Below are 14,485 nucleotides of genomic sequence, written 5' to 3'. Positions count from 1 at the left end.
GCGCTCATAAAGCGCCGCGGAGCCGCCCGCTAGAGGCCGAAGCTGCCCTTGAGGCCGTCGATCACATATTGTGCGGCGAGCGCTGCCAGCAGCACGCCGAGCAGCCGGGTGATGACCGCCTCGACCTTGTCGCCCGCGAGCCGGATCAGCGGCCCCGCCGCGAGCAGCGCGGCCGCCGTGATCGCCAGCACCGCAGCGAGCGCGGCGAGCACCTGACTCATCGCCGCCCAGTCCCCGCCCGCCTCGTTCATCAGCAGCATCACTGCCGCGATCGCGCCCGGCCCCGCCAGCATCGGCATCGCCATCGGGAAGACCGAGACGTCTTCGATCTCGGGCGTTGCGGCGACCTTCTCGGCACGTTCCTCGCGGCGCTGGGTGCGCTTCTCGAAGACCATGTCGAAGGCGATGAAGAACAGCATAAGCCCGCCCGCGATGCGGAACGAGTTCAGCTCGATATGGAGCGCGCCCAGCAGTTCCTTCCCGAACAGCGCGAAGACCAGGAGGATCGCCGAGGCGATCCCGGTCGCGCGCAGCGCCATGCTACGCGCCTGCTCGCGGGAAGCGCCCTTGGTGAGCCCGGCATAGATCGGCGCGCACCCGGGTGGGTCGATCACCACGAACAGGGTGACGAAGGCAGACAGGAAGGTCTCGGTGAGGGCCATGTGGCGGCGCCCCTCACATCATTTGGGGTCCGGGGCAAGGCTTTGTTCCAACGGCGTGGTCCAGCGGCCCTCATAGAAGTAGTCGGCGGCGATGAAGCGCGTGCCGTCGGCCTTGTGCTGCCAGCGCCAGCGCAGCGTGCCGTCGCGCGAGAGGCCCCCGCCCTCGGTGCCGTCCGCGCCGATGGGCAGCGCGGGCGGTGGGGCGACGGGGACGCCGGCGCGCGGGCAGGACGCGATCAGGCCCTGCACCGCGTCGATGGCGGTGACGATGATGTCGCCCTCCTCGATCCGCTCCCTGGGCGGCGGCTGCGGGTTGTCGTCCCCGCCGGCATCGAAAATGTAGCGATAGTCGCCATTCGCCTGCCGCTCCCAGACCGTGGCGAAATTGCCGACCGTGCCGTCAGGGTTGCGGAAGCGTCCCTTGCTGACCGCAAGCGAACCGTCGCAGCTCATCACCACGACGCGCGGGCTCCATTGGACGGCCTGCGGCGGATCGGTTTGCGTGGCGAGCCACGGCAGGATCGCGAAGGGGCCGCTCCCGCCGTGCAGCATCGCACCCGGCGCGGCAAATTCGCGGAAGGCGGTCCACTGCCCGCGCTCGCGTGCGGCGCGGCTGAAGGCAAGTTCGGCGGCGACGATGGTGCTCGGCTGCGCCGCCCCCGGCGCGCGGGCGAGCGCGCGGTCGATCATCGCCACCTGCCGTTTGGTCGGCTTGGGCTGCCCGCCGCTTCCGGTGCAGGCGGCGAGCGCGAGGGTGCTGGCGAGGATCAGCGCGGGGGCGAGGATGCGCATGGAATGCTCCGGGGCTGGCGACAGGGAATGCCGGTCTGGCGCAAAGCGCAGGCCACGACAACAGGTTCCGGATTGGCGCGGAGCCTTGCGGACGCCATGATCGGTGCGAGCCGCCGGGCGGCGCAACGGCGATGAAATCGAGAGGACGCGAACCATGGACGTATCGAAGCTGATGTTCCGCGAAGGCCTGATGGCGGGCGAGCGCATTCTCGTCACCGGCGGCGGCACCGGGCTCGGGCGGGAGATGGCCGAGGCCTTCCTGAAGCTCGGCGCGACCGTCTACATCTGCGGCCGCCGTCAGGGGAAGCTCGACGAGACGGCTGAGGAACTGACGAAGCTGCACGGCGGCAAGATCGTGGGCCACGCCTGCGATATTCGCGATCCGGACGCGATCCATGCGATGGTCGACAGCATCTGGGCCGATGGCGGCGCGCTCACCGGTGTGGTCAACAATGCCGCCGGCAACTTCATAAGCCGCACCGAGGACCTTTCGGTGAACGGCTTCAACGCCATCGCCGACATCGTGATGCGTGGCACCTTCTACGTGACGCTCGACATCGGCAAGCGGCTGATCGCGGAGAAGAAGCGGGCGAGCTTCCTCTCGATCCTCACAACCTGGGTGTGGTCGGGCAGCGCCTTCGTGGTGCCCTCGGCGATGAGCAAGACCGCGATCAACGCCATGACCCAGAGCCTCGCGGCCGAATGGGGCCGTTACGGGCTGCGCTTCAACGCCATAGCCCCGGGCCTCTTCCCGACCAAGGGGATGAGCGCGCGATTGAACCCGGCCGGCTCGGGCGGCAATTCGAACAATGCCATGAACCCGCTGGGCCGCGCGGGCGAGATGCACGAGCTTGCGAACCTTGCGGTGTTCCTGATGGGACCGGGCGCGGAATACGTGAACGGCCAGACCATCGCCATCGACGGCGCGGGCTATCAGGCGACCGGCGGGACCTTCTACCCGATGCTCCATTCCCTGGGCGATGCCGAATGGGAGCAGATGCGCAGCCTGATCAAGAGCACCAACGCAAAGGACAAGGCGGAGAGAACCGTCGGTTAAGGCGTCAGGTGACAGCGGCGCGGCGGTTGAATTCGGGGCGCTGCCACTCGCCGCTCGCCAGTACCTCGGCGAGGTGGCGGGCGGCGGCGGCCATGTCGGCGAAGGTGAGGTAGGCAGGCGCGAAGCCGAGCCTCAGGATGTCGGGAGCGCGGAAGTCGCCGATCACGCCGCGCGCGATCAGGGCCTGGCAGATGCCGTAGGCCTCGGGGTGGCGGAAGGAGAGCTGGCTGCCGCGCGCGTCGCTGCGGGCCGGGCTGACCAGCTCAAGCGCGACGCCGTGATGACCGAGGCAGGCGAGGAAGAACTGCGAGAGCGCCTGCGACTTCTCGTAGAGCCGCGCGACGCCGATCTCGGCGATCAGGTCGACCCCGATCTCGAGCGCCGCGAGCCCGAGGATGGGGGGCGTGCCGCATTGCATCCGCTCGATGCCGGGTGCGCCTGCATAGTCGTCGGAGAAGGCGAAGGGCGCGGCATGGCCGAACCACCCGGTAAGCGGCTGCTGGAGGTGCGCATGGTGCCGCTCGGCGACGAAGGCGAAGGCGGGCGCGCCCGGCCCGCCGCACAGGTACTTGTAGCCGCAGCCGACCGCGAAGTCCGCTTCAACCCCGTTGAGGTCGATCGGCACCGCCCCGGTCGAATGCGAGAGGTCCCACAGCACCAGCGCCCCTGCCGCGTGCGCCGCGCGGGTGAGCGCCGCCATGTCGTGCATCGCGCCGGTCTTGTAATGGACATGGGTCAGCAGCAGCAGCGCGACGTCCTCGTCCAGCGCCTCGGCCAGCCGCTCGCGCTCGGCCAGCCGCCGGGTGGCGAGGCCCTGCGCCTCGAGCCCGGCGATCATGTAGAGGTCGGTCGGGAAGTTGCCCGGCTCCGACAGCACGACCTTCCGCCCCGGTCGCATCGCAAGCGCGGCCGCGATCAGCTTGAAGAGGTTCACGCTGGTCGAATCGCAGGCGATCACCTCATGCGGGCCTGCGCCGATCAGCGGGGCGATCTTGGCGCCGATCCGGGCCGGCGCCTCGAACCAGCCGGCATCGTTCCAGGAGCGGATCAGACCCTCTCCCCACTGCCTTTCAAGCACCCCGCAGACCCCCTCCAGCGTGGCCCTCGGCAGCGCCCCGAGCGAGTTACCGTCGAGGTAGACCGCCCCTTGCGGCAGGGTAAAACGCTCCCGGTAGCCCGAAAGCGGGTCCGCCGCATCGAACTCGGCGGCGCGGCTTTCGGGGGTCATATCGCGGTCCTGACGCTGAGCAGCTCGGGGAAGAAGACCTGTCTCATTACCCCTGCAAGATAGGGCACCCCGGCGGTCCCCCCGGTGCCGCGCTTGAAGCCGATGATCCGTTCCACGGTCTTGAGGTGCCCGAAGCGCCAGCGTTGGAAGTGGTATTCGAGGTCGACGAGCTTCTCCGCCAGTTCATACAGGTCCCAGTGGCTCTGGGGGTCGCGGTAGATCGCCGCCCAGGCCGCCTCGACGCTGGCGTCCGGCGTGTGGGGAGCCGCGAGGTCGCGCTCCAGCACGCCGGCGTCGATGGCGAAGCCGCGCCGCGCCAGCAGGCGGATCGCCGCGTCATATAGGCTCGCCCGCCCCGCTTCCGCTTCCAGCCGACCGGCCCAGTCGGCGTTGGACTTGTGGAGGCGAACGTGCCGCCCGTCGCGCCCGCCAAGCATGAACTCCATCATCCGGTACTGCGCCGACTGGAACCCGCTCGACGGGCCGAGATGCGGGCGGACCGCCGAGTAGTCGTGCGGCGTCATGGTGCTCAGCACGTCCCAGCTCTGGATCAGCTGCTGCTGCGCCCGCGCCACCCGCGCAAGCATCTTGAAGGCGGGACGCAGGTCGTCCGCCTCGATGCACGCGCGCGCCGCGGTCAGCTCGTGGAGGCACAGCTTGAGCCACAGCTCGCTCGCCTGGTGCACGATGATGAACAGAAGCTCGTCATGCGCTCCCGATGCGGGATGCTGTGCTTCGAGAATCCGGCCAAGATCGAGATAGCTCGCATAGGTGACGTCGGCGCTCATGCACCGACCCTAGCGCGCTGCGCCCGGTGAGGAAACTACCCCTCGATGACCCGTGTCTCGGGGTGGTGAGCGTCGAGGTGCCGGAGCAGGATCTTGAGGTTCTTGGTGTTGGAGCGATACAGCACGTCGGCCGCGTCGCCGATCAGGGGGATCGCGCCGATCGCGGTGTCGAAGAGGACGTTGGCACCCATCCGCGCAAGCTTCCACTTCGGCAACCCGAGATTGCGCGCCTCCCACAGGATATAGGCCCCCATCGCGGCGGCCAGCACGTCGCCGAGCACCGGAACCAGCCCGAGCACCGCGTCGAGCCCGACCGGCATCCTGATCCCGGGGATGACGAGACTGCGCTCCAGCAGCCTTTCCATCGCGATCACACGGGCGCGGACCGATGCGGCATCGGTGCCGATCGGAATGGCGAAGCCCATCGGCTGGGCGCGGCGGAGGCGGGGCGTTTCCATGCGCTTCATGTGGTGGGCTGGGAGAGCGGGAACAAGGGGTGCACACCCCAGGCGTTCGGAAGGTAGTTGCGGATCGAACCGCGCACCAGCGACCAGCGCACGGGCGCGCCCAAGGGGATGTAGACATCGCTCTCGACGAGCGCCGCATGGGCCTCGACCAGCAGCCGGTCGCGCGCCGCGGAGTCGCGCTCGGTCAGCGACTGGCGGACCAGCGCATCGGCCTGCGGCACGCACAGGCCCTGCCCGAGGCTGCACGCGAACTGGTTGAGGTACCAGCGCGGCGAGGCATAGCGGGCGAGCGTGTCGCGCAGCTCGAGATCGGCGCCCTCGCCCCGCCCGGCGCGGCGCACGCCCACACCGATCGCGCCCCAGTCCTCGGCAAGGCGGCGCAGCAGGATATCGCTGCCGGGGCCGCTCGGCAGGGCGATCCTGACGATCGCCTCGCGTCCCGGCCCGGCCCAGCCCCGGATCCGCGCGGCCGCGGTCTGCCGGCGCGCTTCGAGCGAGGCGCCGTTCCAGCGGTCCTCGGGATAGGGTGCTTCGGGCCACGCTTCGGGCGGGACGATCCAGCTGCTCTCGCGCCAGCCGCTGATGCGGAACGCCTGGATGAGGGCGCCGCGGTCGATCGCCATCGACAGCGCCTCGCGCCGCGCCGGGTCGGCGAGCAGCCCGGTCTCGCGGCGCACCGCGAGGCCGAGCAGGCCAACGGCGGGATCGACCTGGATCGTCCCGCGCGACAGGGGCCCGGCCTCGGCCTGCGGGAAATCGATGAGCGACCCCCCGAGCACGAGGTCGACATCCCCGCGCGAGAAGGCCGCGACGGCATCCTCGGTCCGGAGGGCGCGGACCAGCACCGGCCGCGCCAGCTCCTGCCAGTCCTCGCGCGCCGGCAGACCGCGTGCTTCGGGGGGCAGGGCAGAGAGGCGCACGCTCGCCGCCTTCCTGTCCCGCACCAGCGTCATCGGACCAAGGCCGCTGCCGTTCCTGACGATCCCCAGTTCGGGCTGAGCCAGCAGCCGCAGGAAATCCGGCATCGGCGTATCGAGCCGCACCTCGATCACCCGTCCCGTCATGGCGCGAATGTCGCGCACTGCCGCGAGGTCGAGCCCGAGCGAGGTGCCGCGCAGCGCCGCGATCGCGTCGCGCAGCTGCTGCCGCACCTCGGCGGCAGTGAGCGACCCCTCTTCACGCTCGTCAGCGTCGCGCAAGCGGAAGATGTAGCTGAGGCCGTCGTCGGTGACGATCCAGCGTTCGGCCATGCCCGGCACGACCTGCCCGGCCTGATCGAGCGCAACCAGTCCCTCTCGGGTTGCAGCGCGGATCTGCTGGGCTTGCGGCCCAAGGCGCACGCCTTGCTGGAAGAGACTTGCCTCGGAGCCGATCACCGCGACCATCACCGGCCCGCCGCCGTCCGAAGGGCCGCAGGCCGGCAATGCCAGGACGGCGAGCAGAGGCAGCCAGAATCGCATCGCGTTCAACCTCTAGCAGGTCGCGATGCGGCGGTCAGCTTGCTGCGGCGGCGCGTGGCGGACAACGCGCGATACGGGGATCAGATCTTGCGCAGCTGGGTCCAATGCGGCGGGGGCGGAGCCTTGTGTGCCCAGGATCGCGCCTGGACGACCCCGAGCGCTTCGTCGCCCGACTGGATCGGGCGGCGGGCCTTTTGCGAATCGATTTCCTCGTCGAAGGCCACGCCGAAGCGGTTGTCCTGCACCCAGGCGACCGTTCCCTCGACCGTGCCGATGTTGCGCAGGTCGACCGACACGCGGTGGCCCCGCTGAACCCGCAGCTGACCTTCGCCCATCATGCCCCCGTCCGACAGGTTGCGGACGCGGACCCGGTTGACCTCGGAGCCCTGCTCGACGCGGATGTCAGCCAGCAGAAACAGGCTGTCGCGTGCGACGCTGCGTGTTTCAACCCCTGTCATGCGCGGAATGCCTCCTTTGCGACGTCATCTGCCGGTCTTGCCACGACACGCCAGACCTTACGCCTTTCGTGCCCTGACGACCATGCCCAAACTGAGGTAAACGAGCGGTAAAGGAGTATTACGGGGCGCGCGGCTTGTGCAGCCTTGTCCCAGCGCGGCACAATTCGCCGCGCCACACTGCGGTTCAATCGTCGCGGGAGACCTTTTCGCGGCGTTCGTGGGCTTCCTGCGCCTCGACGGTCATGGTGGCGACGGGGCGGGCGATCAGGCGCCGCAGGCCGATCGGGTCGCCGGTCACCTCGCAATAGCCGTATTCGCCCGAATCGATGCGCCGCAGCGCCGCGTCGATCTTGGAGACCAGCTTGCGCTGCCGGTCGCGGGTGCGCAGTTCGATGCCCCAGTCGGTCTCGCTCGAGGCGCGGTCGGTTAGATCCGCCTCGCGGATCGGGCCGTCCTGGAGCGATTGCAGGGTCTGCCCGGCGGCGGAATGGATCGACCTTTTCCATTCGATCAGCAGCATCCGGAAATAGGCCTGCTGGCGCTCGCTCATGTACTCCTCGTCGTCGCTCGGGACGTAGTCCGGCGCCAGCAATCGCTTGGCTTTTTCAAGGATATCGATGTCGTCAGACGCGAAGGTTGGCATCGAGCTCTCTCATCCCATGAGCCGCCGGGAAAACCGTCGCGTCCTGATGCCTGAATGTTTTCATTGGCTCACTTGGTCCCAGCAAGCGGAAAGCAATGCGCCGCCTATAGGCAAGGCCCCGGGGGCGCACAAGCGGGTTTGGCCGCCGGTCCACCGCATTCGCGGCAGGGTTAACGCGTTAACCAATTCTTGACCATGAATGCCGCAATCCTTCGCAGACGGACGGCACGCCGGGGGGCGGCCGGGTGAACGAGGGGACTGACGATGACCATCATGACGATCGCTGCGAGCCAGCCGAATGTTTCACGTGAAACACGCCTCGACGGGGTGCTTGGGGCATGGCTGGCCGAGGCTGGCAGGGGTCTGCCGGGGGCCTGCTACGACCTTGGCGTGGCTTTCTCGACGGGTAGCAACGGCGCGCCCTGCGATCTCATCGAGGCGCACAAGTGGTTCAACCTCGCCGCCGCGCGCGGCCACGAGGAAGCCGCCAACTGCCGCGCCGACATCGCCGAGGAAATGACCGCACGCGAGATCGCCGAGGCCCAGCGCCGCGCCCGCCAGTGGCTCGCCGAGGGCCGCCTGAGCGCCGCCTGATCTAGCCTTTCCTGAACGGGGTGCGGCTGCCGAGATAGAGCTGGTCGCTCGCCACGCCCGCGCGTTCGCGATCGAGGAAGTCCGCCACCGCCGCGCGGAAACCCGGATCGGCGATCCAGTGCGCCGACCAGGTCCGCACCGGCTCATAACCCCGGGCGAGCTTGTGCCCGCCCTGCGCCCCCGCCTCGACCTTGGCGAGACCCCGCTCGATGGCGATGTCGATCGCCTGATAGTAACACAGCTCGAAGTGCAGGAAGCGCACCTCGCGGGTGCAGCCCCAATACCTGCCGTAGAGCGCATCCCTGCCGACGAAGTTGAGCGCCCCGGCAATCGGCTCACCCCCGTCATAGGCAAGGATCAGCACGATCCGATCCCCCATCCGCTCGCCCAGCAGGCTGAAGGCCGCGCGCGTGAGGTAGGGGCTCCCCCATTTCCTCGCCCCGGTGTCCTGATAGAACACCCAGAAGGCGTCCCAGTGCTCCTCGCGGATATCGCTGCCGGTCAAGTGGCGGATGGTGAGGCCCTCCACCGCCGCCGCGCGCTCTTTCCGAAGGTCCTTGCGCTTGCGCGACGATAGCGCCCCGAGAAAGTCCTCGAAGCTGCCGTAATCGCGATTGAACCAGTGGAACTGGATATCGGCGCGGGGCATCCACCCGCCCGCCTCGAACAGCGGGAGCTGCGCGGGGTCGATGAAGGTCGCGTGCGCGCCAGAAAGCTTGTTCTGCACGCACACCGCCTCGGCGCCCTTCAGCAGATGCGGCGCGAGGCTCTCGTCCGAGAGCAGCAGGCGCGGCCCCGTCGCGGGCGTGAAGGGCGCGGCGATCTGGAGCTTGGGGTAGTAGCGCCCGCCTGCGCGGTGCCAGGCATCGGCCCAGCTATGGTCGAAGACATATTCGCCCTGGCTATGCCCCTTGGCGTAGGACGGCATGGCGGCGAGCAGGGTGCCGCCCTCGGCGGTGATGGCGATCGGCGCGGGCTCCCAGCCGGTCCCGGGGCCGACGCTCCCCGAATCCTCCATCGCGGTGAGGAATTCGTGGGAAACGAAGGGATTGTCGTTCCCGCCCAGCGCGTTCCACTCGCCCGCGTCGAAGGCGCCGACCGAATCTGCGATGCGAACGGTCAGCTCCGGCCCGCTCACGCCAGCCCTTCCCCTTCGGCAATCAGCGCATCGGCATGGGCGAGCCCGATGGCGCGCGTCCCCGGCGAGCGGACGGTCCAGGTCAGCAACGGGCGGCCCCCGGCGCGCCATGCCGCCGCTTCGGGGCGGGCAAGATCGCGCACGTCGATGGCGAGGAAATCGGGCTGCGCGGCGGCGAGCGCCGCAGGATCGCGCCAAACCCCTTCGAAGCCGTTCTCGTAGGAATCCGTGCCGACCAGCCCGCGGCAGATGCCCGGTGCTTCGGCCGCGAACCATTCCGGCACACGCGGATCAAAGCTCATCACCGCAGCGGCACCTTCGTAGCTGTCGAGCAGCCATGCGACCGAGGCGCAGGTCCACTCCACCTCATAGCCGGGCAGCGACTTGATTTCGATCAGCAGCGGCGCGCGCCCGGCGACGACTTCGAGGAACCGTGCAAGCTTCACCGGGTGCTGGTCGGTGCCGAGCAGGCGGAGTTGTTCCAACGCCTCGGCGCTCATATCTCCGGTCGCGCCCGCCTCGCCCGTCAGCCGCTCCAGCTCCCAGTCGTGGAAGACCATCGGGTGATCGTCCCGGCTGCGCTGGATGTCGCACTCGATCCCCATCCCGCGCGCGATCGCACCCTCGGCCGCGGCGAGCGAGTTTTCGGGCACGCCCGGCCCATGCAATCCGCGGTGGGCAAACTCCCACTGCGTCAGCCAAGCGGGAGCGGGCCTTGCGGTCATGCCTTCAGGGCGACGATCGCATCGACCTCGACGGCGGCGTTCAATGGCAGCGCCGCGACGCCCACCGCCGCGCGGGCGTGCTGGCCGGCCCCGCCGAACACCTTTTCCATCAGGTCCGAGGCGCCGTTGGCGACCTTGGGGTGGTCATAGAAGTCGGGGGTGGACGAGACGAAGGCGCCGAGCTTCACGATCCGCGCCACCGAATCGAGCAGCCCGGCGGCTTCGAGCTGGGCAAGGATCATCAGCCCGCAGGCGCGTGCAGCAACCTGCCCCTCTTCCAGCGTGACATCCTTGCCGAGCGTCCCGGTGATGACCTTGCCGTCCGAAAAGGCGATCTGGCCCGAAACGAAAGCCATCCCGCCGCTCACCACGACCGGCACGTAGCTGGCGACGGGTGCGGCGGGCTTCGGCAGGGTGATGCCGAGTTCGGCAAGGCGGGCGGTGTAGCTCATCGGTTCAGTCCTCCAGTTGTTCGAGCAGCCACGGCAGCGCCTCGTCCCAGCGGTCGATCCGCGAATGGGCGTGGCCTGCCTTGTGGGCGCAATCGATGGCGTGGGCGATCATCGGCTCGCCGCACAGGTGAAGCCGGGTCACATCGGGCACGATCTCGGCCACCGAGGCATGGTGCTGGGCGAGATCGTCGATGAACAGCGCGCGCGTCGGCGCATATTCGTCGATGATCGCCTTCAGCGCCGGGCCCTTGGGGCCCTGATTGGTGAACACCCGGGCGTTGATCCCGACCTTGGCGAGCTGCGCGGCGCGCGCGTCGCGGTGGTGATCGGTGAGGTTGGTGAGGATCACGACGTCAGCCTTCTCGGCCAGCGTGTTGATCCCCTCGACCGCGCCGGCGATGGGCGCCTGCGAATCCATCTCGGTGTCGAAGAAGCTGCGCAGCATCCGCCAGATATCGGGCGGGGCGAGCAGCTCGCCGCTCTCCTGCCAGCGCAGCGCCTCGGCGAAATTGTGGCCTTCGAGGTGGAAGCTGACGCCCTGCGAGGTCTCGAGCCAGTTCTTGAAGGGCGCGACCATGTGCAGCAGCACCTCGTCGCAGTCGGAGATGATGAGGGGGCGGGTCATGCGGTCAGGGCGTCCTTGGCGGCGACCAGTTCCTCGGGGGTGACGGCGAGGGCTTCTGCGGCGCGGATGAGATCGGGTTCATGGTTGGCGAGGAATTCGAGCGCCGAGGCGAGGATCAGCGGATCGCCGAGCCCGGCTCGCAGGGAATCGGGATCGAGGCCGGTGAGTTCAAGATACCGCTGCGCGCGATCCTCGCATTGCAGCGCCCAGCCGAGCGCCGCGAGCGCGAGGCTTTCCGGGTTCTGCGGCGCGGATCGGGGGCGAAGCGGGATTGTCCTGTCCTTCACGAGGGTCTAGTGCAGCCGTGGGTGGCGAACGGGGCGTTCAGTGACAAAGCGGATCATGGTTGTCGAGGACAATGACCTCAACCGGAAATTGTTCTGCGACGTGCTCAAGGCGAACGGCTTCGAGGTGGAGCCGGTGGCGGAAGGCGACAAGGTGCTCGACACCGCGCGCGCGGTGACGCCCGATCTCATCATCATGGATATCCAGCTCGGCGGCGTCTCGGGCGTCGACCTGATCGAGGCGGCCAAGCGCGACCGGCGGCTGGCGGGGATTCCCGTGCTGGCGGTGACCGCCTTCGCCGCCAAGGGCGACGAGGAGCGCATCCGTGCGGCGGGGGCGGAAGGGTATCTCTCCAAGCCGGTCTCGATCGGCCCCTTCATGAACGCGGTGAACGCGCTGGTCTGACCCAGCCCCGTGCCGCCGGCACCGGGCGAAAGCTTGACAAGCTGCATCATCCGCCGCTTTGCAGCCGTATCCCTCTCGTGCTGCAACAAGGCCCCCGCCCATGACCCCCGCCGACGTCGACGCCCGCATCCGTGATCTGGTCGCGCCCTTCAACAAGAAGGGCATCGCCATCGAGGACAGCACCACCTTCGCCGGTGATCTCGAGTTCGACAGCCTCACCGTGATGGATTTCGTGGCAGAGATCGAGGACGCCTTCGACGTCATCATCTCGATGAACCAGCAGGCCGAGATCGAAAACTGGGGCCAGCTCGTCGCGGCAGTCCACAAGCTGCAGGATAGCTGATAAGGGCTTCCTCCATGACCGAGACTCTCGCCCCCGTGCAGCCCGTCGACCTGCTCGCCAAGTTCGATCCGATCATCCAGACCCGCGAGCAGCTGCTGGCGGCCGGGGTGGAGGATCCCTTCAACCTCGTCATGGAGCAGGTGCTCTCGCCCACCCGCGCGATCTGCAACGGGCGCGACACGATCCTGCTCGGCACCTACAACTACATGGGGATGACCTTCGACCCCGACGTGATCGCGGCGGGCAAGCAGGCGATGGAGGATTTCGGCGCGGGCACGACCGGCAGCCGGGTCCTCAACGGCACCTTCCGCGACCATCGCGATGTGGAAGCGGCGCTGCGCGAATTCTACGCGATGGACCACGCGATGGTCTTCTCGACCGGCTATCAGGCGAATCTCGGGGTGATCTCCACCCTCGCCGGCAAGGGCGACTACATCATCCTCGACATCGACAGCCACGCCTCGATCTATGATGGCTGCGCGATGGGCCGCGCCGAAGTCGTGCCCTTCAAGCACAACGACGTCGAGGCGCTGGAAAAGCGGTTGAAGCGCATCCCCGAAGGCGCGGGCAAGCTGGTGGTGCTCGAGGGCGTCTATTCGATGATGGGCGATGTCGCGCCGCTGAAGGAGATGGTCCGCATCGCCAAGGAAAACGGCGCGATGGTGCTGGTCGACGAAGCGCATTCGATGGGCTTCATCGGCGAACACGGCCGCGGCGTCGCCGAGGATCAGGGCGTGATTGACGACGTCGATTTCATCATCGGCACCTTCTCCAAGAGCGTCGGCACGGTCGGCGGCTTCTGCGTCTCCAACCACCCGAAGTTCGAGGTGCTGCGCCTCGTCTGCCGCCCCTACGTGTTCACCGCCGCCCTGCCGCCGAGCGTGATGGCGAGCTCGGCCACCTCGATCCGCAAGCTGATGCACGGCGGCAACAAGCGCGCGCACCTGTGGGAAAACAGCCGCACCCTGCACAAGGGCCTCATCGATCTCGGCTTCAAGCTCGGCACAGAAACCCCGCAGAGCGCGATCATCGCCGTCATCATGCCCGACCTCGAGAAGGGCGCGATGATGTGGGAGGCGCTGCTGAAGGAGGGCCTCTACGTCAACCTCGCCCGGCCCCCGGCGACCCCTGCGGGCATGACCCTGCTGCGCTGCTCGCTGTGCGCGGAGCATTCGGCCGAACAGGTGCAGACCATCCTCGGGATGTTCGAGCGCGCCGGAAAGGCGATCGGGATCATCTGAGACGCTCCCCCTCCCCTCGGGGAGGGGGATGGGGGGTGGGGGCTCCGCACCCTCAGTTGATCGTCACGATGCGGTCAACGGCGCGCCATTCCTGCGGGCCGATCAGGTGCTTGTGCGCAACCCGAACCGAATGCAGCACCGCATCGATCTCGCGCCGCCAGAAGCCGAGGAAGCGGTCGAGCTCGGGAAATTGCGGGGCGACGTCGTATTGCTGCATCACGAACTGCTGCAGCAGGTTGCGGTGATCGGGCATCCAGTAGTGGATCTCGACCGTCGACAGGCCGTAGCCTGCCATCTGGGCCATGAACGCGCGGTCCGTCATCACTCCTCCTCGCATCGCCTGAAGAAAAGCTTTGCCAGGAGAATCGCACGAATCGGTTTATCGTCAATAGGTATTCGGCAATAATCTTGCGGCGAGGCGTGTGATCCCTCGCGCCATCAAGCCCGCACGCTGGTCGCGTTGACGCAAGGGTCGGACTTGTCCTCGCCGCTGCCGAATTGTGCCAGCACGAGCACGCCGCCGATCACCAGCGCCACGAACGCGGCGGTGACGAGGCCGAGATAGCGATCGATGAAGGTCTTGATCGGCGCGCCGAACACCCGGAACAGCACGCCCACCGTGAAGAAGATCATGCCTCGCCCGGCGAGGCTCGCGAGCGTGAAGGTCACGAGGTTCATCCCGACGAAGCCGGCGGTGATGGTCAGGAGCTTGAAGGGCACCGGGGTCGCCCCGGCGATGATGATCGCCTCCCAGTCGTATTCCCTGAGATAGCAGGCCGCCACAGGGAAGCGCTCGGTGAGGCCAATCGCGGCGAGGATCGTGCGGCCGACCGTGTCGTAAAGCGCCGCGCCGATCAGGTAGCCGAACAGACCGCCCGCCACCGAGGCGAGCGTGGCGATGATTCCAAAGCGCATCGCCTTTTTCGGCTCGGCGAGGCACATCAGGCCGAGCAGGGGATGCGGCGGGACGGGAAAGAAGCTCGCTTCGATGAAACAGAAGAACGCGAGCCAGGCCTGCGCGTGGGGGTGCGCAGCCTTGTCCATCGTCCAGTCGTAGAGAAGGCGCAGCCAGCGCATACCCGAGATCCCCTTCGCGGCGGTTGGCGGCCCTTAGGCGAGGCG

Annotated in this window: 20 protein-coding genes; 5 read left to right on the top strand and 15 right to left on the bottom strand. The window is 68.2% G+C overall.

Annotated features, from left to right (window positions below; translation table 11 throughout):
* Positions 1-29: 29 nt before the first annotated feature.
* Together OPU67_RS00830 and OPU67_RS00825 are read right to left on the bottom strand one after the other, a co-directional pair.
* Positions 30-662 carry a MarC family protein gene (locus tag OPU67_RS00830; protein WP_267616827.1) on the bottom strand — a complete coding sequence of 211 codons (633 nt, stop codon included), beginning with the start codon at positions 660-662 and terminating at the stop codon, positions 30-32.
* Between the two features lie 18 nt (positions 663-680).
* Positions 681-1,454, bottom strand: coding sequence for a hypothetical protein (locus OPU67_RS00825; RefSeq protein WP_267616825.1), 774 nt, complete (start codon positions 1,452-1,454; stop codon positions 681-683).
* Between the two features lie 154 nt (positions 1,455-1,608).
* Here OPU67_RS00825 and OPU67_RS00820 point away from each other — a divergent pair, with 154 nt between their 5' ends.
* Complete coding sequence (locus OPU67_RS00820) at positions 1,609-2,511, top strand: SDR family oxidoreductase (RefSeq protein WP_267616823.1); 903 nt, start codon at positions 1,609-1,611, stop codon at positions 2,509-2,511.
* A gap of 4 nt (positions 2,512-2,515) precedes the next feature.
* Here the strand turns inward: OPU67_RS00820 and kynU are convergent, their stop codons facing one another.
* The 6 genes from kynU to dksA form a co-directional block, all read right to left on the bottom strand.
* A complete protein-coding gene (kynU, locus tag OPU67_RS00815) occupies positions 2,516-3,739 on the bottom strand; it encodes a kynureninase (protein WP_267616822.1) in 1,224 nt (407 codons plus the stop codon).
* On the bottom strand, positions 3,736-4,527 hold the full coding sequence (locus OPU67_RS00810; protein ID WP_267616820.1) for a tryptophan 2,3-dioxygenase: 792 nt from the start codon (positions 4,525-4,527) through the stop codon (positions 3,736-3,738). The genes kynU and OPU67_RS00810 overlap by 4 nt, the downstream gene beginning before the upstream one ends.
* A gap of 35 nt (positions 4,528-4,562) precedes the next feature.
* Positions 4,563-4,985 (bottom strand): DUF4112 domain-containing protein, encoded by a 423-nt coding sequence (locus OPU67_RS00805; RefSeq protein ID WP_267616818.1) that lies wholly within the window; start codon positions 4,983-4,985, stop codon positions 4,563-4,565.
* Positions 4,986-4,990: 5 nt separating this feature from the next.
* Positions 4,991-6,454, bottom strand: coding sequence for an ABC transporter substrate-binding protein (locus OPU67_RS00800; protein ID WP_267616817.1), 1,464 nt, complete (start codon positions 6,452-6,454; stop codon positions 4,991-4,993).
* An 80-nt stretch (positions 6,455-6,534) separates the two neighbouring features.
* Entirely contained in the window at positions 6,535-6,912 is a 378-nt protein-coding gene (locus OPU67_RS00795) for a PilZ domain-containing protein (protein WP_267616816.1), read from the bottom strand.
* Positions 6,913-7,096: 184 nt separating this feature from the next.
* Positions 7,097-7,555: an RNA polymerase-binding protein DksA gene (dksA, locus tag OPU67_RS00790; protein WP_267616815.1), complete on the bottom strand. Its 459-nt coding sequence runs from the start codon at positions 7,553-7,555 to the stop codon at positions 7,097-7,099.
* A 264-nt stretch (positions 7,556-7,819) separates the two neighbouring features.
* On the opposite strand from dksA, the gene OPU67_RS00785 reads away from it, so the two are divergent.
* Positions 7,820-8,149 (top strand): SEL1-like repeat protein, encoded by a 330-nt coding sequence (locus OPU67_RS00785; RefSeq protein WP_267616814.1) that lies wholly within the window; start codon positions 7,820-7,822, stop codon positions 8,147-8,149.
* Between the two features lies 1 nt (position 8,150).
* On the opposite strand, the gene OPU67_RS00780 is transcribed toward OPU67_RS00785, so the two are convergent.
* Genes OPU67_RS00780 through OPU67_RS00760 form a run of 5 tightly spaced genes read right to left on the bottom strand, consistent with a single transcriptional unit; the run spans position 8,151 to position 11,376 of the window.
* On the bottom strand, positions 8,151-9,287 hold the full coding sequence (locus tag OPU67_RS00780) for a GNAT family N-acetyltransferase (RefSeq protein ID WP_267616812.1): 1,137 nt from the start codon (positions 9,285-9,287) through the stop codon (positions 8,151-8,153).
* Complete coding sequence (locus OPU67_RS00775) at positions 9,284-10,012, bottom strand: glycerophosphodiester phosphodiesterase family protein (RefSeq protein ID WP_267616810.1); 729 nt, start codon at positions 10,010-10,012, stop codon at positions 9,284-9,286. Before OPU67_RS00775 ends, OPU67_RS00780 begins: the two co-directional genes overlap by 4 nt.
* A complete protein-coding gene (locus tag OPU67_RS00770; RefSeq protein ID WP_267616809.1) occupies positions 10,009-10,464 on the bottom strand; it encodes a RidA family protein in 456 nt (151 codons plus the stop codon). The genes OPU67_RS00775 and OPU67_RS00770 overlap by 4 nt, the downstream gene beginning before the upstream one ends.
* 4 nt (positions 10,465-10,468) lie before the next feature.
* Complete coding sequence (locus OPU67_RS00765) at positions 10,469-11,089, bottom strand: HAD family hydrolase (RefSeq protein ID WP_267616808.1); 621 nt, start codon at positions 11,087-11,089, stop codon at positions 10,469-10,471.
* On the bottom strand, positions 11,086-11,376 hold the full coding sequence (locus OPU67_RS00760; RefSeq protein WP_267616807.1) for a DUF3572 family protein: 291 nt from the start codon (positions 11,374-11,376) through the stop codon (positions 11,086-11,088). Before OPU67_RS00760 ends, OPU67_RS00765 begins: the two co-directional genes overlap by 4 nt.
* A gap of 40 nt (positions 11,377-11,416) precedes the next feature.
* Between OPU67_RS00760 and OPU67_RS00755 the strand changes: the two genes are divergently transcribed.
* The 3 genes from OPU67_RS00755 to spt all read left to right on the top strand — a co-directional run bounded on the left by OPU67_RS00755 (position 11,417) and on the right by spt (position 13,363).
* Positions 11,417-11,779: a response regulator gene (locus tag OPU67_RS00755; RefSeq protein WP_267616806.1), complete on the top strand. Its 363-nt coding sequence runs from the start codon at positions 11,417-11,419 to the stop codon at positions 11,777-11,779.
* A 100-nt stretch (positions 11,780-11,879) separates the two neighbouring features.
* Positions 11,880-12,122, top strand: coding sequence for an acyl carrier protein (locus OPU67_RS00750; RefSeq protein ID WP_267616805.1), 243 nt, complete (start codon positions 11,880-11,882; stop codon positions 12,120-12,122).
* A gap of 14 nt (positions 12,123-12,136) precedes the next feature.
* Positions 12,137-13,363, top strand: a complete 1,227-nt coding sequence (spt, locus tag OPU67_RS00745; protein ID WP_267616804.1) for a serine palmitoyltransferase — start codon at positions 12,137-12,139, stop codon at positions 13,361-13,363.
* A gap of 52 nt (positions 13,364-13,415) precedes the next feature.
* Here the strand turns inward: spt and OPU67_RS00740 are convergent, their stop codons facing one another.
* Together OPU67_RS00740 and OPU67_RS00735 are read right to left on the bottom strand one after the other, a co-directional pair.
* Entirely contained in the window at positions 13,416-13,685 is a 270-nt protein-coding gene (locus tag OPU67_RS00740; protein WP_267616803.1) for an usg protein, read from the bottom strand.
* A 116-nt stretch (positions 13,686-13,801) separates the two neighbouring features.
* Positions 13,802-14,440 (bottom strand): YqaA family protein, encoded by a 639-nt coding sequence (locus tag OPU67_RS00735; RefSeq protein WP_267616802.1) that lies wholly within the window; start codon positions 14,438-14,440, stop codon positions 13,802-13,804.
* Positions 14,441-14,485 lie beyond the last annotated feature (45 nt).

It is taken from the genome of Erythrobacter sp. WG (assembly GCF_026586795.1).
Classification (GTDB): Bacteria; Pseudomonadota; Alphaproteobacteria; order Sphingomonadales; family Sphingomonadaceae; genus Erythrobacter.
Note: the sequence above shows the minus strand (reverse complement) of the source record. Positions and strands in the feature narration are given on the sequence as shown.